Genomic DNA, 21,626 nt, shown 5'->3' on the forward strand with positions numbered 1-21,626 from the left:
CCTCATTCTCCTTGACTATGGACTAACGGAAGTTCTTCCGCAATGCTTTCTTCCACTTCAAATAATACTTTCATATAAACTTTACCATTCTCTTTCTTCTCATGCAAAATTTTTTCGCTTAAAATTTTCGTTCCTTTGCCGTTTTTAGCGATAATATCGTTTCTTGCTCCTTCCAATCCTTTCGTTCTAGCCCATTCAACCGTGTGCTGCTCCTCTTGTTCCCGAGTTTCCAGATCTTTCTCTGTCAGCCAACCCATGGGAAGAGTGAAGGATCTCCAGGTCAGCGGTTTATGATCACTTTCGGTATCAAATGTGGTAAAAGGCGTATTCCCGTATCCCCAGAGTTGTACTGCCCATTTTCCCAACACAATGTAAAAACGTTCCTTGCTATCTCCAGTCATCGTATTATGTTTCTGTACAAGGGGGACTTCAACCTGATATTCACGCCATACCAGTCCGCGCACTTCCCCTTTGGCTACAATGGTCTTTGTATTCTCTTCATCTCCCAAAATACCGGATATCAGCACCTGTCCCTTCTTAACGCGCATGTCCTTCTGCACGACAGGGCGACCCTGCTCCGCGTAGATTTGAGTGATTACAGCGTCTGCTTTACTGACCAGATGTCTCGGGTTCAACAGCGGCTCACGCTTTGGCTGTGCTGACTCCACAACCTGGATGGTGATGGTTGTCCCTTCTTTGCTCACCCCTATCCAGGTTACATCTGGTAGAGCCAGCGCGAGCTGCCTGGAGAGCTTGTCCTGACTTTGCAGCCGGAATCCCCACTGAAAGGGATAGATGCCTTCTTTTTTCGCTGCTGCGAGCACTTCATCCGTGGGAATCGTCACATTTCCTTTGACCTCTACATTCCAAACCATCGACGACAACGCAAACAGAGCTGCTACAAAAAACAGCATGCCGCCCAGAAAGAACTTCCTTCTTAACAAACGGGCTGCAAAAAAGGGAAATCCACTACGGTGCGTCACTTTTACACGGCAGCCTGTCCGTTTCAGCAAAGGACGCAGCTTGAAAAAATGCGGCAGCAGAATATTCATTTCTGCCTTGCGTCCGTCATGGGCACGCAGGTCCCATACTTCCAGTCCCTGCTCTGCCACCGTATTGATTAATGCTTCAATGTCCCCCCCAGTGACCGTGATTCGGACTGCTCCGCGCAGTTTGTACAGACTGGGCTGCTTCATCCGTTCCCCTCCGCTCCATTCATATGAATATCCAGAATTGTTCCTTCAACAGCCACTTCATCCGGCAAAATATTGCGAATCATCAGTTCAGTTCCTTTGATCTCCAGTTGGCCTTGAGAAAGAGCCAGAACAATGCGATCCGGTGTAAAATGAATGACACCACGATGATTCTCTATATACAATTGCTTTGTGCCGATCAGGGTTAACCGAGGCATATCGTAAAGCACGTCCTGCGGCAGATCCAAAACTTCACTGGTCCATCTGCGCAGCTTGCGGCTGATCCGGGTCATTCGAAGGTCTTCCCCCTTCCTCTACAGTTCAATTTATGCGCAGATTCCTGAAATTATGAAAACTACGGACCGTGTTAGATGTGAAATGTGAGAAAAAGATGATGAACGCAAAAAAAGCCGTCTCCGGCTTATTGCTCACCAGAAACGGCTTATACCTTCTAAATACTTAGATTGTTACAGTTTCCCTCTTGAACCGAAAGGGCGCTTGGATCGGGGAGCACCCAGTACTTCTGCCCATAAAACACCAGTACGAATATCTTCCGGACGAAGCTGGGAATTTCCCGATTCAATTGATTCCATTTGATCCCAACTGGAATCAGCCACAACAGGTTTGTTTGAAGAAGAAAAGCGATTTAGCCTTTCTTGAATCAGACGTTGTTGCCTTTCGAATTCTTTCTTTTGTTGGTCAAGCGAACGTTCCATCTCGCCACTAAAGTTTCGGCTACCTACTTCATCTGAAGGACGTGAGGAAGCTTCAGGTCCTGAATATGGCTGGTCATAACGAGCTTCATCATACTGGTTCTCATATGGTTCATCGTACTGGTTCTCGTAGGGTTCATCATAACGAGTTTCACCAGCAGTCTCAGTTCTGGCAGTTTTCATTGGAGAAGTCTGCGCTGGTGAACGGTCGGACTGATCAGAGTCACCAGTGCCTCCAAAGGTAGGCATTCCATTGTTCTGACGCCTTTTGTTTGGATCAGATGATTTAGCTGCTTTTCCAAGAAAAGAAAAGAGCGCAAAACCGATGACAGCCACGATATATAGATTATTAAAAATCCATTCAAATAGGCCCATATATACTCACCGCCTATCTTCCGTTTTTGGAATCACCCTGATCGTTAGAATTCGAGCCCTCAGCAGGTTTTCCCAGTGTGCTACGCATTTGAGTATCAGCTTCAATATTTTTGAGGTTCATGTAATCCATAACACCGATTTTACCACTGCGTAGAGCCTCTGCCATTGCAAGCGGTACTGCGGATTCTGACTCAACAACACGCGCTCTCATTTCTACAACGCGCGCTTTCATCTCTTGCTCTTGAGCTACGGCCATTGCACGACGCTCTTCCGCTTTTGCCTGAGCGATCCGCTTGTCAGCTTCTGCTTGCTCGGTTTGCAGGAAGGCACCAATATTTTTACCTACATCTACGTCCGCAATATCAATGGACAGGATTTCAAAAGCAGTCCCGGAATCCAGACCTTTGGACAAGACAGTACGGGAAATCAGATCCGGATTTTCCAAAACTTCTTTGTGGGAGTCTGCTGAACCGTTCGTACTTACAATACCTTCACCAACCCGGGCAATAATCGTCTCTTCACCCGCACCACCAACAAGTCGATCAATATTGGCACGAACTGTAATTCTTGCTCGTACGTTGACTTCAATACCATCTTTGGCTACAGCAGATACTACAGGAGTTTCGATTACACGTGGATTAACACTCATTTGTACAGCTTGCAATACATCACGTCCTGCAAGGTCAATCGCAGCAGCGCGTTCGAATTCGAGGGGAATATTTGCGCGTTGAGCAGCAATCAGAGCATTTACAACACGGTCCACGTTACCACCAGCAAGGAAGTGACTCTCGAGTTGGTTCATTGATAATTGTAGACCTGCTTTAGTTGCTTTGATCATAGGATTTACGATCCGGCTAGGTGTTACACGTCTGAGTCTCATCGCTACCAGTGTAATAATACTAACACGTACACCGGATGCAATTGCCGAGATCCATAGCATCACTGGGAAGAAGCTGAAGAATACGCTCAATACGATAATTGCAACTACCGCAATGAGCAAAACCGTAATCATGGTTGGTTCCATAGTATAAATTCCTCCATTTGCAATTTGATTTTTGTAAGAAACATGATAAAAACGGTGTGGAACTATGCTGCTGTGCATTGATTCACACCACTCCACTAGCAGCCTCCGTAGAATGGTTATGTACATTGCCGAAGCTTTAATCAACTCCGGCAACAGAGCGGGCTACACCGGTAACGCTTGTTGAACCACTATCCGGGTACCTTCCGCTTTGATCACAATAATTGGTGTATCAATCGGAATGAAATCTCCATCCGACACCACATCGACACGCTCTCCGTTAAACATCGCTGTTCCCGAAGGACGAAGAGGAGTCAGACTGATGCCCTGCAAACCGATCAACTCTTTGCGTTCTGTCGCCGAAGAGTATCCTTGATCAGCAGACAGCCTGTCACTTAATATGAATCGATTCCATATGCCTCGATCCTTAAATAGAATAACAACGATTGCAATGACTACCAGCGCGGCTCCAAAAGCAATACCTAACGATATAAATGCATCACTTGTATCATAGGCGGCTCGCACGACACCAGCGACAAGCGCAATCGACCCCAAAATACCCAGAATACCGAAACTTGGGATAAACATCTCCAGAATCATCATGATGAGTCCGACAGTGAATAACACCCATGTCTCCGCTCCAGCAAAACCGGCAATGTAGTTACCTGAGAAATAAAGTACAAAGCACACAATACCAACAATACCCGGCACTCCGAACCCAGGTACAATTAACTCAATGATCACACCGGCTATTCCGAGGAATAACAATACCGTCATGACGACAGGATTGGTTAGAAATGTAGATATGTTCTCTGCGGCTGTTCTCTGAACGGTGAACACATCATCCTGACTGTAACCAAGCCAGGCTGCAGCTTCTTCCGGCGTGTTGCTGATATGGTCCGCATAACCCACTTTCAGCGCTTCTTCAGCCGAGAGAGCAATAATTTCACCTTTTTCCTTGGTTTTATTAATTTCAGGCATCTCCACGACCATGTTAACATCCGTCATTCCGGCTGCAATTTTACCATCACGGCCACTTTTCTCAGCCGCACCCTGCATCTTGCTCTTCCAGAATGCAACCAACTTCGGATCATCGACATGTTTACCCGTGCTGTCCACCATCGCTGCCGCACCAATCATACTGCCTGGCGACATTACGATCTTATCTGCATTCAAAGCCAGAAAACTTCCGGCCGAAGCAGCATCTCCACGGACAAATGCAACGGTTTCAACTGGGCTTTGCTTAATTAAGTTACCCAGTTCTTCTGCCGTGTCGACACGCCCTCCCGGCGTATTGATATCCAGAACAATCAGGCCAGCATTCATCTCTTCCGCTTCCTTGAACCCGCGTTCCATAAACTTGCCAAGTCCCTGCTCGATTGGTTTATCCACCGGAATGATATATACGGCGCCACTTTTCTCAGCTGCATGCGCTGACGGTGATCCAATCCAGACAGGAAGCAGCAGCGTCAGTAGCATCATGAGCATCAATGGCCCCGTAAGCTTCTTCCGGCGCTTTCCCTTCACAAATAGTCCCCCCTTTTCCATTAATGTTATACTGTCCAGCTTATGGTATTTATTACGTACAATGCAACATTTCGTTTCAAAATCTTAAAATTATATTTGAAACCGGAAGCAATTGCAACATTTTAAATCCATAATCATATATATTATCCATTTAAAAGCAATATTTGTGAATTTCCTTGAACAATGTGGACAAATCCCAAGCATGCTTCAAGTTACTTCTGGAACCGAGGCATGTATCACGAATAATGTAAAACGGAAAAAACACCCCCTGACAAGTCAGGAGGTGTTTATTGATTTGCTTTATTGCAGAAATTGTTGAACTGCTTGATTTACCAGTTTGCCATCCGCTTTGCCTTTGACTTTCGGCATAAGGGCAGACATGACTTTCCCCATCTCGGCTTTCGAAGAAGCACCGGTTTCCTGGATGGTCTGCTGTACAATAACTTTAATTTCTTCTTCGGTAAGCTGTGCGGGAAGGTACTGACTGAGTAATTCAATTTCCGCTTTTGCATTTGCCGCGAGGTCTTCACGGCCCGCTTTGTCAAATTCTTGGAGGGCATCTTTGCGCTGTTTGATTTCACGACTCAGAATATCAAGCACTTCGTTATCATCCAAATCTCTTTTCAAATCTATTTCAAGATTCTTGATCGTCGAACGAATCAACCGAATGTTGGAGAGCTTGAACTTGTCCTTGCTCTTCATCGCTTGCTTCATATCTTCGTTCAATCGTTCGCTAAGATTCATGTAGTTAAAATCCTCCTAAAACTTTCTCTTACGAGCAGCCTCGGACTTTTTCTTGCGCTTTACGCTTGGCTTCTCATAATGCTTACGTTTCTTCACCTCAGCCAATACGCCATCTTTTGCGATGGAACGTTTAAAGCGACGAAGTGCAGCATCAATAGTCTCGTTTTTGCGAACTTTAGTTTCAGACACCAGTTTTCCCTCCCTCCGACCAGACCGTCCAAGAGCAATAACACGGTTCATCACCTTTCATTATAGGCGAAAGGTAATAAAGGTGTCAACCTTAACGTAATGATCATTTATTTTATGTGAACTTCAGCTCCATATTCATGCCTTTTATGCATATATGAGTCAGTCCTGATTTAGAGTAACTTGGATCGTTTATTTGTGTGAGTCTGACAAACTTGTCAACACGCCAAGTCGGGTCCCACCAAGTAAATGATAATGCAGATGATGAACGGTTTGTTCTCCATCCTTGCCGCAGTTATTAATCAGTCGATAACCTGTTTCTTCCACGCCGAGACGCTTGGCCGCTTCCTGCGCAGCCAAATGAATCTCACCAATCAACGGCAAGTCTTCCGCCGTTACTTCATTCATGGAAGCAATATGTTTCTTGGGAATAACGAGTACATGGGTCGGTGCAGCGGGCTGGATGTCATGAAAGACGATGACATGGTCATTCTCCAGTACCTTATTGGAGGGAATGCTGCCCTCTACAATTTTGCAAAATAAGCAATCCATTGTTCACACCCTCCTTTGAATTAAAAATTATGTATACCCTTCTATCATACCGGAACTGAAAACTCACGTCCAATTTAACCTGTTCAGCTATGTGACTGAGATCGGATTTATCCACAAAAAAACCTTTCACATCTTGGTGGACTGCTCAGCATTCACCACAGATGAGAAAGGTCATTATTTGCAGCACACGCATTACTCCATCACACAATTCTATCAATAATAAGGTAATAATGTTAAGGCAGTGAGACCAATCAGAGGAAGTACCAGCCTATTAAAACGTCTGCGACCATAACCATAGTAAGGATATGGATATCCATATCCCGGGAAAAATCCCCGTGAATGCGCTGGATAAGTAACTGGCATCATATTTGGTCCCCAGTTTGCATTTGCATGATTAACTGCAGCTTCATGCCCTACGGGAACAGCCAAATAAATCATGTCATCATCCACATGTTCCACAATGCCATCATAATGGGCACCGTCATGCATCTGTATACATACATAGCGATGCATGTGTTCCTTACACAGTTTCTTCGCTTCTACCTTTTCCACGTTCGATCGCCTCCCGAATCTGTTCTGCTCTTCATCACCCTTTCATGGTATTCAGATCTGGGCGAAATGACACTGTCAATGACAAGAGTTTCAAGATAAGTGCCTAAGGAGTGATATAGGTATAGAAGTTGTACCCCTGTGAATTAAAAAACGAAAAAAGAAGCACCCCGTTGCAGTTTCCATACGGAAGTCTGCTGTCGCGGGCGTCTAACCAGGATGATTCCTGATCAGACGTCCGCCGGGGTGCTTAACATAAAGTTTGTCGGCTTAACTGTAGTATAACAACAGGATGAACCTGTATCTGTGAGCAATCTCACTCAACTGTCACAACGAATATATATAAATGAGATTCAGACTAACAAACCTCAATTATTCAGGAGCTTCCCCTTAGGATCAAACTTTAAAGATTAGTTTATGAGAAGAATCACAATTGGGAATCATTCAATCATATGTGTTCTGTGTTCAAATCCCTATAATGTTTCCAATACTACGCGAGAGCCAGCTCCGGCTTCACCCGCTGGAATAACTACAAGTTTGCGTGGCAAGCGTGCTCGCAGCTCTGGAACGTGACTAATAATACCGACGGCAAGACGGTCATCATGCAGTTTTTCTAATGATGTAATGACGGTATCCAGCAATTCAGGGTCCAATGTGCCAAAGCCTTCATCCAGGAAGAAGAATTGCAGTGGGTACTGACCACGCAACTGAATCTGGGCAGACAGAGCCAGTGCCAGTGACAACGAAGTCAGGAACGTCTCTCCACCGGACAAGGTGGACACCGGACGTTTAACCCCACCGTTTGCATCATCACAGATGACGAAGCCGCCGCCCGAATCCACCTCAAGTGAGTAACGTTGTTTGGTCAGGAAGCGCAGACGCTGTGAAGCAGCCTGACTAACCTGCATCAGTTGTTCTTCTGCAATATACTCGACAAATGCATTACCTCTGAAAGCTGCTTGCAGTTTGCTAAGCATTTCACCTTGTCGGCTCACTTCCACCCGTTTGTTCTCTAACTCGGTCCAACGAACGTGTCGCTGTTGCACATCTTCCAGATCCCGTTCTGCACGCGCCTTGGCTCTAAGAGCCGCTTCATCCTCTGCACGAGACTGCTGGAGTCGCTCTGTGCATGCCAGCCATTGTTCCTCGGATACAACAGCTCCGCCCAGTTTTTGTTCCAGCTCACGCAATTGAGATACAAGTTCACGATCACGCTCCCGATGCTGCTGAATTTCCGCCACCATCCGCTCTGCTTCTTGGGAAGGAAGGGCTGCTTCCACAACGGCATTCTCGGAGTCAAATGGCGATTGATCCAGCAATTGCTTCCAGCGTTCCTGTGCCTGCTGCAAATGCTCTGCTGCCGAAGCTGCTGCTTGATGAGCCATGACATCCTTTTTGGCTGATTCCTGTTTTAGCGCATCTGCTTCTTTGTAACGCTGTGCTGAATCGGAAGCAATTTTCCGCAGCCCATCCAGTCGTGTCTGGGCCGCAGCAATCAAGTCCTCGACCCGCTGCTCGCCAACCCATTGGCGCAGACGTTCTTCCTTCTCGGCGAGCTGTTTGCTGTTTCCTTGCCATTCCGTTTGCCACTGAATCAGCTGTTTGTCCAACTCAACCAGCTTCTGCTGTAGGGACTGTACCAGCTGTTCCTTTTCTTCAAGGAACGTCACGCTCTTGTTCAGTCGTTCCTTGATGTCTTCTGCGCGCGCGTCGCGCTCCTGCATCGCCTGATGAAGGGCCATGGCCTGCTCTTGAGCGATGCCTGGCAGTTCCGCGGCCCAGCGGCCGTGCAATGCGGTTGCGGCGGCCTCACTCTCGGCCAACCGGCGCTCCGCCTGGGCGAGTCCGGCTTGGCCGGCCTCCTGCGCAGCAGCCGCTTCCATGCGGCGCTGCTGCGCGCCCACAGCCGCCTGCTGCAACGCGGCGGCTTCCGCTTGCAGCGGCGCTGCGGCTGCGGCCAGTGCCCGCGCGGCTTCGCGCAGTGCGGCGGCACGCTCCGCCCAGTCCGCCGGGGAGCGCCCGTGTACGGGCGACCCGGCGGGCTCCGGCTCCGCTGCCGCAGGCGCGGCCTCGGCTGCGGCCGGGGCTTCGACGGCCGCAGCACCAAGCTGCGTCAGCAGGCTGCGACGTTCGTGCAGCTGCTGGCGCAGCCCAAAGCGCAGCTCCTGCAGCTCTGCATGCAGGCTGCGCAGCAGTTCCAGGTCCGCATCGCCTGCGGGCGGACCTTCTCCCGGCGGCGCAGCCGGGAGTGGGTGGTGTGCGGAGCCGCACACCGGGCATGGCTCGCCGTCGCGCAGCTCGGCGCGCAAGGCGGAGGAGAGCCGGTGCAGCTCCTGCTCACGCATGGTTCCGCGCAGCTGCTCCTCCGCCCTGGCCAGCAGGCTCTGTTCGCGGCCAATGTCCTGTTCACAGGCAAGCAAGGCCTCAAGACCCGTTGCCGCCTGTTCAATCAGATGCTGACGCTGTTCACTCAGACGGCTCTCTTCCTGGGTAGCCAGCTTCAGCCTGTCTGCACCCTGTTCAGCCGACTGCTTATTGGCTTCCATCTCAGCCTTGTTCAGGCGCAATTGCTCCGCAGCAGTATCCAGACGATGCTTCAATTCCAGTGCAGCCTGCAGCTGCCTGCGTTCTTCGGACTTCACTTCATTCGGCTTCAGACTTTCCTGTAATTCTTCCCGCCGTTTGCGGCCACGTTGCTGTAATTCTTTCTCCTTCTCCAGCTGTTGTCCGATGACGCTCTGTTCTGCCTGTCCTTTGTCCAAAAGCTGCTTAAGGCGGGTACTATCCTCTCGTAGCCCGTCCCGTTCTCGTTGTAACTCCTTGGCCTGTTCCAGCTGTTCCAATCGAAGCAGCAGCTTGGGTTCTTCCTCAGCCATCTGTACACGGGCCGTTTCGGCCTTCTCGGCTTCCAGTACAGCCAGCCGTTCATGTTCCGCAGCTTGCTGGTGAGCAATCTCGGCTGCATCCTCACGTAACTTCTGCTGTGCTGCTGCGTCACGCATCGTCTGCAAAGAAGGGAGTATCGCGTCTGCCGCCCCAGCCAGTTTCAGCCGTTGTTCCCCAGCTTCGATCTGTGGTGCACGTGCTTTCAGCTTTTCGTGTTCCTCAATACGAGCCTGGCGTTCATGGCTTAACTCACGGACTTTGCCGAGCTGTTCGGCTTCGGTCATCGCTTCATCAAGCGTTTTGCGTGACAATTCAGACTGTTTCACAGCAGCTTGAAGAAGAAGCTCCGTTTCCGCCAACGTCTCTTTGCTGGCATTGCCGAGCCCCTGCTGCTCCGCAGCCAGTGACTGATGAACCATATCATTGTCCTTCACCCGCCGGCTGAGCTTGATGGCAAGCTGATCTCCATACTTCTCCAGATGGAATAAGCGTTGCAGCATCTGGCGTCGTTCACTGCCTTTCAGCGACAGAAACTCAGCGAATTTCCCTTGTGGAAGCACAACGGCTCGCGTAAAATCATCCATTTTCAACCCAATGACATCTTCAACGCAGCGGTTTACGTCTGCCAATTTATCAGCCAGCACCTGTTCCTCTCCGTTGACGGTCTCAATGAATTTGCTGATGGTGTTGCTCACCGAAACCTCATTGTTTCGTTTGAAACGTCGTTCCACCCGAAATCTTCTTGTACCTTCCGCCGATACAAGTTCAAACGTAAAAGAAACGGACAACGAATCCTCAGCGTGATTCATGATTCCCTGGGTACCGTTAACCGCACGTTCCACTTTTCCGTACATCGCCAGCGTAATCGCGTCGAGCAAAGAAGATTTCCCGCTGCCTGTAGGGCCAAAAATGCCGAACAGTCCCGTTTCCGTCAATACGGTAAAATCAATCTCCTGAGTCTCCCGATAACTTTGCAGACCTGCAACTTTCAATAAAATCGGCTTCAATTTCCCTCGACCTCCTCACGCACACCCGGCTCGTCCTCATCGACGAGTTCCAGGAACAGTTGAACCAGACTGTCTTCGGGTAATGCCCCACCTGTCTGACGCTGATAAAATTTGCGGAAAAGCTCATGTACTGGAAGCTCGGATCGTTGTTCCAAAAGCCCAGCAGCTGCCATCTCGGGATACACCGGACGGATATGAATAATTCCGTCATGCGACTTACGTAGCTGCTGAATTTCTTTCAGAGACATGGCGTCATCCAGCCAGACTTCCATATCTATATAAGCCTGAGGATCACGCCCTTCATCAAGCCACCGATAAACTTCAGCCAGACCGCCACGCGCCTTCCAGCGTACAAGTGGACGTCCGGAGGTCAACAGCACTTCTTCCACGTTTGCGGCTCCTCCTGGTGCCAGATCAACCATGGTGACGGACTTGCTCTGCCCCGCTTCAGAGAAACTGTAGGCCAGTGGAGAACCACTATACCGAATCACACCGTCCCCTTTAACTGCCTGCGCACGATGGAGATGCCCCAGTGCTGTATATTGGGCACCAGTCGACAATGCAGAAGGGTCAACCGTATAGGCGCCCCCTACCTGAATGGGACGTTCCGAATCACTTTCCACACCGCCCAGAACATAAATATGACTCATTGCCAAATTCACCGTATCCGCACGAAAAGAAGCAGCCAGACGCTGCATTAACATGCCGACCCGGCGACTGTATGCCTGGCGAAGCACATTCTCATCCCCATCCGTTGTCAGCAATTCGTTCAGTCTCGCTTCCGAGGGATATGGCAATGCAGCAATCTGCGCAGTCTCTCCCGTTCGCTTGGCATGGATCGTAACTGCTTCTGAAGTAGGCATGCCTACAAGTGTGATTCCCTGTCTGTTCACAAGCGGGGTCACCGAAGCCACTCGCTCCGGCTGATCATGATTCCCGGCAATCACCACAAGTGGTCTCCCTTGTTCTTTCAGACGCGCCGCAGCCTCATAAAAAAGCTGTTCCGCCGATGCAGGCGGATTTACAGAATCGTACACGTCTCCAGCCATCAATATGGCATCTGCCTGCTGCTCATCCGCGAGTCTAACAAGCTCATCCACAAAATCCTCCTGCTCTCGCAGCCGGCTCCGTCCCTCCAGCGTTTTCCCCAGATGCCAGTCCCCTGTGTGCAAAATCCGCATCGTCCGTTCAACCCCTCTCTCATGCCAAATCCAATGATAAAAATTCCATCCGGCCGTTTTAAAATTTCACTTTATAGTTTCACAGCATGTCCGCCATCAAAAAAGTACAGCCACTTCCGGTCGACTTTCCGACCCAGAATATCTTCAATAGCCCGGCCGTACAGCTCTAGCTGGAAACGATAGTTTTCCGTCAGTTTATCCAGTCCGCCCCGATGCTCCAACACCCGATCTGTCTTGTAATCGAGCAAAACAAGCTCCTCATCCACTTCATACAGGCAGTCAATAATCCCCTGTACCAGCACCGTCTCATTTTCTAGCGATGCCTGCATCTTACCGTCTTCCTCCAACGTTTGCATACCTGCATCTGGTGACAGACTATGAAGCCATTCGTCAGGAGAATGATGTGCAGGAAGTCCATAAATAAACGGGATCTCCCGTTTCACCCACTCCGCACGCAACAATTCTGTCCCAGGCTCTGTATTGAAGAATCCGGCCAGTTGTTCAGACTCAATAACCTCTGCCTGATGGGGGAGCAAAATCTGGAGCTCAACTAACCGCAAAAGTGTCTGCTCAACGATTTGCGAATCAACAGGTGAACCATCTACAGGAAGATGCTGCATCAACGTATGATACACCGTTCCCCGCTCGGCTCCAGTCAATTGTTTCTCCTCCATGAATTTGGGACGACGGAGATGCAATTTAAAGAACGAGCCTCCATCCTTCGCTTCACGGCCCTCATAATCCACAGAAGACTCAGATTGTTCTTCAACTTCCTCCATCATCTGTAACGGTTGTTGTTCCTGCATGGCAAGCAATGTCTTCAGTTCGGTAACCGATGTGCTGGCAGCTACTTGCGTTGCTGCTTGATGAGGATATGTCCATGAAAGCCGTTTATCTACTTCACGAAGCAGCTGCACGCCCTCTTGATCACCTATTGATAATACAGCTTCCTCACTGATGTCTCGTGGTGTTGAATCATGTGTATCCTCGATCATCTCTTCTTCAGATGAGGAAGGATACAGCTCCACAGGCTGAACTGCTTTTAGGGCAGCAATTCGATGTTTCCGCACTTCTGTCATGCCGTCTTCTTCACCAAGCGACTGATCCACAAATATCTCCCGGGATACTTGATCAGCAGAAATGACGGAAATGCCCCAACGTGATTCATCATCCACAAGGCAGGCAGCATACGAATCAGTGCCTCCCGCAAGTTCACGCAGCAAAGCCGCGTCCGGATGTCTCATCAAGGAGGGGCCGATCCAGTCCAGGTAACTCCGTCCTGCTGCAAGCAGATAGTCAGGCAATACCCGTTCCGGGCTGTCCTTAATCTGAGACCAGGCCACTGCCTTTTTAACAACATCTTTTACCGTACCAACCAAAATCATTTTCTCTTTTGGACGGGTCAGAGCCACATAGAGTACCCGCATTTCTTCGGCAAGCAGCTCAAAATGGGCACGACGACGAATCGCCAGATTAGCCAACGTTGGATAGGCAACCCGATTCTCACGATCTACAAACCTCGGACCAAACCCCAACTCCTTATGCATCAGAAACGGCGAATTCAGATCCTGCTGATTGAACATTTTGGATATGCCCCCTACAAAAACAATAGGGAATTCCAAGCCCTTACTCCGGTGAATCGTCATGATGCGTACCGCATTGTCCTGCTCACCAGAACCACTTGCTACGGTGCCAAGATCTCCCCCGTTCTCACGTAGTCTGGATACATAGGTCAGGAAGCGGAACAACCCACGATTGGCCGTTGCCTCTTCATATTGCCGAGCGCGATCATATAGAGCCTTCAAATTACTTTGACGCTGCATGCCTCCCGGCAGGCCGCCAACCCAGTCCAGATAACCCGTTTCCCGATACATTCGCCAAATGAGTTCACTCAGACTGCCTTGTCTGGCTTCAAGCCGCCATTGTTCCAACTGACGCATAAAGCGAATTAACTTTTGTTGCAGCTCTGAGTCGGTATCGTTCTCCCTATGCGTATCTTCGCTTATACCTACACCCATACTTGCATCTATACCAGCATCCAGGATCTCGTCTTTATTTGCATGTACAGAGGATTCCTGTACACGTTCGATAACATCTGCTTCGGCGGATACAGCCGACTCCCGCTGCCCCTGTTCCATTTCCGACCAGGCTTCCGGCCATACCAGCTGGATTGCAGATGAATCCGGATTCGAAACTTTCTCACCATGCAGTCTGGAAACATTCAACGAACTATTGAATGCTCCTGCAGCTGATACAACAGCATCATAGAAAGACTGTCGCTTGTCCCCAAGACGAATCTGCGCCAGCTCTTCTTCATCCAAACCGACAATCGGCGAACGAAGCACGGAAGCAAGTGGGATATCCTGTCTTGGATTATCCACAATCTGAAGCAAGGACAACATCACTTCCACTTCGGTGGCCTGAAAATACCCTTTGCTTTGCTCCCCTCCGGCAGGAATACCCTGCTGTCTGAACTCCTCAATCATGAGTGGAGCCCACATCAGGGCAGAACGCAGCAAAATGACAATGTCTCCGTAACGCGCAGGTCGCATGGATTTGAGGGCTTTATCATAAACATTGAGGGCTGGTTTATCCGTATCTCCAACCATTTCACGAATACGTCGAGCCATGGCCCGAGCTTCCAGCTGAGCGGTTTCCAGCTCGGCACTCTCCAGCTCAGCAGAAGGCAACGCGTCCCCGTTTTCGTCCGTGCTTTCCGTGAGATCAGGTCCTCCGCCTTGACGATCAATCAACATGAGTTCAGGTGTGTATACCTCATCTCCAAGCGTCTCTTCCGGGAAAGTAGCCCCATAAGCGAGCTGCGCTCGTTCATCATAGGCAATCTCAGCTACCCCTTCATTCATGAGCTGCTTGAATAACATGTTGACCGAATGGACGACTTCTGCACGACTACGGAAGTTGCGGGCAAGATCAATACGTCTTCCTGCATGCAATGAATCTCTCTCTTCGTCCAATTCCATATCCGAATTCGCTGCGTATTGACGATACTTGTTCAGAAACAGACCGGGTTCCGCCAGACGAAAACGGTAAATACTCTGTTTTACATCACCAACCATGAATCGGTTTCCTGGATTTTCTCTAGAAATCAGTCTGACGATATCTTCCTGCACCGTATTGGTATCCTGATATTCATCCAGCAGCACTTCATCGAAACGTGCCCGGTATTCCATTGCAGCATCCGAAGGCATGGACAGTCCAGGGGTTGAATCCTCATGACGCAAAATATGAAGACAGTAATGCTCCAAGTCACTGAAATCAACCTGACTGCGTTCCTGCTTGGCCTGTCGATATCGCTCTCCAAATGCGCTGACCAGCTTGGACAGTTCCTGCATTAGGGGTGCAGCCTGCTCCAGCTCCTGCCAAAACGAAAACGCACTTCTTCCAAACAACGACCCTTTCAGGTCCGTAACAGCTTTTTTCGCCGCCTCACGCAGTTCCTTGACCTGTTCTTGTAACCCCGGGTCCGTCTGGTCCTTTTTGCAAGGTTTCAGCTTGCCAAAAGCTGCTGGCTGAAACACTTCAGGCAATCTTTCCCACGGCATGACCTCTACAGCTGACAGAAGCTCTTCGACCATTGCCAGATCTTCTTTTAATGTATCTGCATAAGGTTTCGGACCTTCCGGCTGCATCGATATGCTGATCCCTTGACGCAGCAGACCAGCAGCTCCACTCAGGGCAAGCGCGGCATCTCGCAAAATACTCTGAACCCATGCAGAATGCCCAAGTGCCTCGACACTTTCCACCTGAAAAGCAGATGCCATCTCCGCAAGCCAATGATCCGGCCAGGAATGACTGCGTGAGAAATCATACAAACGCTGCACAAGTCGATGCATGGCATCATCGTTTCGTTCCCCACTGAACCAATCCACCAATTCGCGGAATGTACTGCCTTCGTCTTCTTCCCCATACTTTTCCTCAAACAACTGCTCCAGCAATTCCTGCCGCATAATTTCAGCTTCATTTTCATTCAGAATCCGGAAAGCCGGGTTTAATGGGATTTGCTGATAATAACGACGAATGACCTCCATACAGAATGAATGCAGAGTCGTAATGGATGCCCGCCCAAGTAGAGAAAGTTGTTTGCGCAAATGTTCTTCGGCAGGCTGCTCTTCAAGTGCACGTTCCAGTGCTTCCCGTATCCGTTGCTTCATCTCGGCCGCAGCAGCTTTCGTAAATGTTGCAACCAGCAAACGATCTACGCTGAATCCGCGGGAAGGGTCTGCAATCTTACGAATAATCCGTTCAACCAAAACAGCCGTCTTCCCCGAACCCGCAGCAGCAGCAACCAGAATGTCTTCCCCACTTTGTGAGATGGCACTCCATTGGTCATCACTCCAGAAGCTTCCCTCCGGTTTTGGCATATTCGTCATGATGATTCCCCTCCTTTGTCATGAGACAGCATGTCCCAGATTTGCTGTTTGCCCGGTTTGGACAACAGATTATATTCATTGCCTTCGATATTTTCATCAAATTGACAGACTGGCTTGTATGGACAGAAGGTGCATGCAACCTCCTGCTGGATACGGTAAGGTTCAATCGCCACATCCCCGTCTGTAATCCGGGTGCCAATCTCACGTATATTGCTGCGAACTGAAGCCAGCAAAGTATCCCATTGCTCTGGCGTAGCTACAGCAGCACTGCTATAAAAGCTGCCATCAGCCTTAAGCGCAACCGGAATAATAGCTGAATAGCCTTTGTCCAGGGTATTGTCCATTTGAGCGATCGCATCCCGGTCCGCGAGCAGCAAGCCTTTCATTTTGAACCTTTTCAGCAGTTCTTGTCCTGCCTGCTCAGAAGTCATGCCATTCGCCGATTGAAGCAACGGGTTATGCACATGGAAATAGAGTGTTCCTCCAGGCATCGCCGATTCTCCAAGCCACTCCTCGGCAGCACTAAGCAGCACCTCCAGGTACGTGAGCATCTGTAATGATAGGCCATAATATACTTCATGCAGCTTGAGATCGGTCTGGCTCGATTTGTAATCAATAACCCGCAACAGCAGGCCGTTCTCTCCTTCAGCCACATCCACACGGTCGATCCGTCCCACGATCTCCATCACACAGCCATTTTCCAATTCGAAGCGCAGCGGTGGCAGGGGTTTGCCTGGTCCAAAATCAAGCTCCAGCCCAATCGGTTCAAAGCTTCCCCGTCTGGACTGTTCACCCAAAATAACCGATGCCCGGCTAACGATATCCTTCAGCTTGCGGAAAATGTAACCATACCGTTTCGTGCTAAGCAAAATCTCTCCCTGCAACTGTGGTGCAATTTGCTCCACGGTGTGTTCCGCTTCCTTTCGACATTCATCCGGAGACAGACTGCCCCAGCTGCGATTCTGCTCACGCAAACGTATGGCAAGCTGACTCAAGGCAGCATGGAACAATTGTCCAATATCAGGGGCTTGCAAGCGGTACAACTGGCGCTCTTTCAATCGCAGCCCATGGGATGCAAAATGGGAGAACGCACATGCCACAAAACGCTCCATTCGAGAGACACTCGTCCTTACCTCTGTACCATATAATCTACGACTGGTAGCCGTACGCAGAGGTAACGCCCGATTGCGATAAAAGACCGATCCAAGCAATTGTTCCAGCTGAGGTCTGCTCGCCTCCCGAGAGACATGCCAGTTATAGATCGCCCACCACATTTCAGGAATATCTTCTCCACGACGCCATCTGCGCAATTGTCCGATGAGATAAGAGAGGCTCTGACCAGGATGGTTAACATAAGACCAGTGTATCTCTTCAGCATTGGTAACCGGCGGCTGGGCAAGCAATGGCTGCTCATGCAGACCGAACATCTTCCGTACATGTCGTACAATTTCCGAGGGCAGTAATGTTTTCCCTTCATCATCTGCAACGGGATAACTCAGCCATAACTGCTTGCTCGCCGCTGTCAGGGCTGTATAGATCAGAAAGCGTTCATCCAGCATTTGTCTTGTTGCTCCTGGCCCAAGTCCCAGTCCTCTCTCTGTCAATAACAGCCGTTCCTGCTCAGTTAACACACCATCATCCTGAGGCACAGCAGGAAGTTCACCATCAACTGCACCAAGAATAAATACGTAATTGATACCCTGAAGACGTGTACGATCCATCGATCCAACCAACACTTGATCAAGCGCTGGAGGAACAAGTCCCAACTTCAGTTCGGTTAATCCGGTCTCCATCAGCCCGGCAAACAGATCAATATCCAGCCGTTCGGCACCCATCATATCAACCATCTGATCTAATAGATCTAGGACGGCACCCCACATTTGACGATGCTCTCTTGACCGTTCCGGATCCCCCTGGTCCTTGGCTTCTGCAGACATCTGATCCAGCTTCCAAGGAATCTCGGCATCTTCCAGTAATCTGTATAGCGCCGCACATTGGTCTTTGGCTGTCTTTGCCTTGCTCATTCGTTTCTCAAAAGCACCCAGTGGATCAACAATTACCGTACGGCATTTTTCCATTAAGGACAGCATTTGTTCCCGGCCCCGGCTGCGGACTTCCTGATCGTTGTCTTCCAGGGAAAGGCTGGGTACATACTTCCATGGCTTTCCATCTGTCCAGCGGTATCCGTGAATTCCGCATGCCAATATATAATTTTCGAGCTGGTCCATATCTTCACGTTTGATGGAACCGTCCCGCGGTAGAAGCAGATCCGTTTTCACACAACGAAACACATCCTCATAACGCCAGCGACGGCGAACGATATCGAGTGCAGAACGAATAAATTCCGCTAATGGATGATGTAGTTCATTTCTTCTCCGATCCAGAAAGACAGGCACACCATAGTCCCTGAATAGGGGCTCAGCAATATCGGCATATGTATCCAACTGACGAACAAGCACTGCCATATCTCGATAACGCGCACCTTCATCTTGCGCCAAACGACGCATCTCACGAAGTGCTCCTTCCATCTCAGCCCGGCGGTTCTCCGCGGTGTAAAGTCGGACACCTGCATCGCGCCCTTCACTCTTCCAGCGAACTCTGCGATCAAAGCCAGCCTCCAAATGCGCCAGTCCAGGACTGCCTTCATATCTTGGCAAAACTTCCGGTTGAAGCAAGGTTGTCTCATTAAGAACACCCAGATCTTCAGCCATGCCTTTGAGACGTGCGTATGCACTCGCTGTGGGATGGAACAGCTCCAATTCTCCTGGAAGTGCGCCGTGGTCGTAAGCTCGATCCAACGTCAATGTAATTGTAACGGAAGAAGCTTGCAGCATCAGTCTTCCAATGACACTCATTTCCTGCGGGGTAAATCCCTGAAATCCATCGATCCAGATCTGTGCATCTTGCAGCAACATGCTTTCTGGCAATCGCTCTGTCAGTTCAGTCAACGTGTCTTCATCATCGATATATAGCTCGGTTAATTCCTTTTCATAGTCACGGTATATAAGAAGCAAGTCATGCAGCTTGTCTCCCAGAATCGGTGCAGAAGAGGAAGTATTCCATGTGGAAAGTCCTTCTTCCAGTGAAGCAGGGTCAAGTTCATAACGTTTAAACTCACTGTATAAATCATTTAAGTCTCCTATAAATCCCAGCTGACTGCCCGATGCTCCAAATAGCTTCAATTCTTCCTTTCGACGCTGGAGCACTTTGTAGAGCAGCATTTTTTTGCCTTCAGCTCCAATGGGAATACGTGCAGAACCACCTGCCTCCTGCATTACCCGATAGGCCAATCGGCGAAAACCAAGCACTTCAGCGCGCATGGTACCTTTAATAGCCCCTGAAGAAACCAGTGACTGTTCGGTTCGAAACGAACTCTGTTCCGGGACCAGAAGAATCAGTGGTTTACCTTGCGGTTCCTTTTGAAGCAGGGATGTGATTTCCCGGGTAATCAGCGCACTCTTGCCGCTGCCTGCCCGGCCAATAACAAAGCGTACGGACATGTTTAATCCTCCAAACCATCACGAACAAGATTTTAATTCCCAGTATAACATATCTGACTTGGTTCGGAACATACGTTTGCCACTATCCGGCAATTCCAGAGAGCTTTTGCATGAGCATAGCAAAAAGCCCGCAGCTTATGAAAACTGTGGACTCTTTACGTAAATGTGTGTTCCATTTAATTGGAAATCGCTCAATTAATTCTTTTTGCTGCGTACTTCGAAGATGGCAAATTTCAGGTAATGACCTTCGTCTACACCCAAAATTTGAGGGTGATCCTTACCAGCTGCTTTCCAGTCGATTAAACGTAGCACTTTGCCTGCATCCTCGGCTGCATCCGCAATGGTTTCCAGGAAGAGATCCGGACGCATGTGGTATGAACAGCTTGCGGTTACGAGATACCCGCCCTCATTCACCAGCTTCATTCCTTGCAGATTGATATCCTTATACCCACGGCATGCGCCTTTGACTGCTGATTTCGTTTTGGCAAAGGCTGGTGGATCGAGGATAACCACATCAAATGTTTTACCACCAGCTGCAAGCGCTTTGGACGTATCCACTTTCTGTTCGCCAGCACGGGCACGTACGTTACGCTCATCGAGGCCTTTCACCTGCTCACGCAAATATTGGAATGCATCCGCAACGACAAATTCTACCCGGTCAGTGAAACCATTCAGCTCTACGTTAGTACGTGCACTTTCAATTGCATGCTCTGAGATATCAAGGCATGTTACTTTTTTGGCTCCATATTTGCAGGCGTTCAATGTGAAGCTACCTGTATGGGAGAAACATTCCAGCACAGTGGCCCCATCCCAATAAGGGAACGTCACAACCTTGCCACTTTTATTCACAGGAAGCAACTGCTGCGTACCATCCTGCTCAGTCTGTTGGAGCGTAATGCCACTCTTGTACCCCCAACCCTTCATAAGTGGTTCGATGGCTGCACGATTCTCGCGCTGGTCGAAGAAATACCCTGTCTTTTGGCCTTCCACGATGTCCACCTTAATGAGCAATCCGTTCTCGGTTACCGTGACATGACGCGGGCAATCCCCGTACAATGGTCCCTTCGTCTGCTCCAAACCTTCCAGTTCACGAATGGATACATCACTGCGTTCATAGATGCCTTCTGGCTGCATCACTTCAATTAGAGCTTGTACAATCGCTTCACGACAACGGTCCATGCCCAATGTGAGCAACTGAACAACAAGGATGCTGCCAAAACGGTCAACTATCAGTCCTGGCAGGAAATCAGCTTCCCCATAAACGAGACGGTATGCCTCTCCATCCTGGATAAAACGCTCCCGGTGGCGCAAGCAATCACGGAAACGCGCTGCAAAAAACGCGGTGTCCATCTGTTCAAACTCCAAAGGTTGATAGGCCACAACTCGAACCGTGATCTGAGATGCAGGATTATAGTATCCCGTCGCAAGATAGCGACCTTGGTGGTTCAATACGTTGACGAGATCTCCCGGCTCGGGATTTCCTTCAACAGAGGCGATTTCATTGTTATATATCCATGGGTGTGCATGTTCAAGCCGCTTTTTGCGGCTACGTTCCAGTGTAACTGATGGCAAGATAGATCCACTTCCTTTAATTTATTGTTCAAAAGATAGGCTTGGTGCAAAAGAGACCGCTGCGGTGATGGATTGGACTTCGATCGCTGTTGTCTCCAGATTTTTCTGATTCCCTTTCTCAAAAGGGAAAATCCGGAGACAAAGGCGAACGCTTCGCTTCTACAGTTCCAATTCCATCACCTCCGCTACGTTTGCAGAATCTCCGTATCTTTTGATTGGGGGTGCGGTA

At 49.3% G+C, this 21,626-nt stretch carries 14 protein-coding genes; all 14 read right to left on the reverse strand.

Annotated elements, in window-relative coordinates; genetic code table 11:
- Window positions 1-2: 2 nt before the first annotated feature.
- The gene (gene yqfD, locus RS891_RS22950; protein ID WP_113053816.1) at window positions 3-1,196 is read right to left on the reverse strand and encodes a sporulation protein YqfD; all 1,194 of its coding nucleotides are present in this window, start codon (window positions 1,194-1,196) and stop codon (window positions 3-5) included.
- Window positions 1,193-1,486 carry a sporulation protein YqfC gene (gene yqfC / locus RS891_RS22955; RefSeq protein WP_024628472.1) on the reverse strand — a complete coding sequence of 98 codons (294 nt, stop codon included), beginning with the start codon at window positions 1,484-1,486 and terminating at the stop codon, window positions 1,193-1,195. The genes yqfD and yqfC overlap by 4 nt, the downstream gene beginning before the upstream one ends.
- 174 nt (window positions 1,487-1,660) lie before the next feature.
- On the reverse strand, window positions 1,661-2,281 hold the full coding sequence (locus tag RS891_RS22960) for a hypothetical protein (RefSeq protein ID WP_315793279.1): 621 nt from the start codon (window positions 2,279-2,281) through the stop codon (window positions 1,661-1,663).
- A 13-nt stretch (window positions 2,282-2,294) separates the two neighbouring features.
- Window positions 2,295-3,305, reverse strand: coding sequence for a flotillin-like protein FloA (gene floA, locus RS891_RS22965; protein ID WP_315793280.1), 1,011 nt, complete (start codon window positions 3,303-3,305; stop codon window positions 2,295-2,297).
- A gap of 162 nt (window positions 3,306-3,467) precedes the next feature.
- Window positions 3,468-4,790 carry an NfeD family protein gene (locus RS891_RS22970; protein WP_315796407.1) on the reverse strand — a complete coding sequence of 441 codons (1,323 nt, stop codon included), beginning with the start codon at window positions 4,788-4,790 and terminating at the stop codon, window positions 3,468-3,470.
- Between the two features lie 339 nt (window positions 4,791-5,129).
- The gene (locus RS891_RS22975; protein WP_053781272.1) at window positions 5,130-5,573 is read right to left on the reverse strand and encodes a GatB/YqeY domain-containing protein; all 444 of its coding nucleotides are present in this window, start codon (window positions 5,571-5,573) and stop codon (window positions 5,130-5,132) included.
- Between the two features lie 15 nt (window positions 5,574-5,588).
- Window positions 5,589-5,762, reverse strand: a complete 174-nt coding sequence (rpsU, locus tag RS891_RS22980; RefSeq protein WP_005547957.1) for a 30S ribosomal protein S21 — start codon at window positions 5,760-5,762, stop codon at window positions 5,589-5,591.
- Window positions 5,763-5,951: 189 nt separating this feature from the next.
- Window positions 5,952-6,311 (reverse strand): histidine triad nucleotide-binding protein, encoded by a 360-nt coding sequence (locus tag RS891_RS22985; RefSeq protein ID WP_024628477.1) that lies wholly within the window; start codon window positions 6,309-6,311, stop codon window positions 5,952-5,954.
- 213 nt (window positions 6,312-6,524) lie between these two features.
- The gene (locus RS891_RS22990) at window positions 6,525-6,824 is read right to left on the reverse strand and encodes a hypothetical protein (RefSeq protein WP_258530696.1); all 300 of its coding nucleotides are present in this window, start codon (window positions 6,822-6,824) and stop codon (window positions 6,525-6,527) included.
- A 509-nt stretch (window positions 6,825-7,333) separates the two neighbouring features.
- Window positions 7,334-10,753 (reverse strand): SbcC/MukB-like Walker B domain-containing protein, encoded by a 3,420-nt coding sequence (locus RS891_RS22995; protein WP_315793281.1) that lies wholly within the window; start codon window positions 10,751-10,753, stop codon window positions 7,334-7,336.
- Window positions 10,750-11,934: an exonuclease SbcCD subunit D gene (locus tag RS891_RS23000; RefSeq protein ID WP_315793282.1), complete on the reverse strand. Its 1,185-nt coding sequence runs from the start codon at window positions 11,932-11,934 to the stop codon at window positions 10,750-10,752. The genes RS891_RS22995 and RS891_RS23000 overlap by 4 nt, the downstream gene beginning before the upstream one ends.
- A 71-nt stretch (window positions 11,935-12,005) precedes the next feature.
- Window positions 12,006-16,325: a helicase-exonuclease AddAB subunit AddA gene (gene addA, locus RS891_RS23005; protein ID WP_315793283.1), complete on the reverse strand. Its 4,320-nt coding sequence runs from the start codon at window positions 16,323-16,325 to the stop codon at window positions 12,006-12,008.
- A complete protein-coding gene (gene addB / locus RS891_RS23010) occupies window positions 16,322-19,825 on the reverse strand; it encodes a helicase-exonuclease AddAB subunit AddB (protein ID WP_315793284.1) in 3,504 nt (1,167 codons plus the stop codon). The genes addA and addB overlap by 4 nt, the downstream gene beginning before the upstream one ends.
- A gap of 195 nt (window positions 19,826-20,020) precedes the next feature.
- Entirely contained in the window at window positions 20,021-21,397 is a 1,377-nt protein-coding gene (locus RS891_RS23015) for a class I SAM-dependent rRNA methyltransferase (RefSeq protein WP_113053809.1), read from the reverse strand.
- Between the last annotated feature and the right edge of the window lie 229 nt (window positions 21,398-21,626).

Origin of the sequence: Paenibacillus sp. BIC5C1 (genome assembly GCF_032399705.1) — a bacterium.
Classification (GTDB): domain Bacteria; phylum Bacillota; class Bacilli; order Paenibacillales; family Paenibacillaceae; genus Paenibacillus; species Paenibacillus taichungensis_A.